Below are 306 nucleotides of genomic sequence, written 5' to 3' on the forward strand. Positions count from 1 at the left end.
TTTCCACGCAAAAGGTCAACTTTATTGCAACGGAGGATTCCAGTGAAAGACAAGGGGAACAAACGGTTGTCTGTGAAGATGCTATCCCCTATGCAGAGATTGCGCGATATGGAGAGACTGCTCGTGGTGTTAATGAGGGCTTGAAGGAGCGTGTGCATTCACTTTTGTCGCGTTGCTTACTGGCTGCTACACGCCGTGTTGCATGTGGGAGCGCTGTTCTTGCAACTATTGGTGCTATTGCTCCCTTCGTTGGTCTTTTTGCAACCGTTTGGGGGATCATGAATTCTTTCATCGGAATTGCTCAAT

At 48.0% G+C, this 306-nt stretch carries 1 protein-coding gene; it reads left to right on the plus strand.

Annotated elements, in window-relative coordinates; translation table 11 throughout:
- Window positions 1–306, plus strand: a 306-nt coding sequence (locus tag ACFINS_RS10750; protein WP_375706266.1) for a MotA/TolQ/ExbB proton channel family protein, incomplete at both ends; no start/stop codon positions are given.

It is taken from the genome of Bartonella sp. AA2SXKL, assembly GCF_042197205.1.
Taxonomy (GTDB): Bacteria; Pseudomonadota; Alphaproteobacteria; order Rhizobiales; family Rhizobiaceae; genus Bartonella.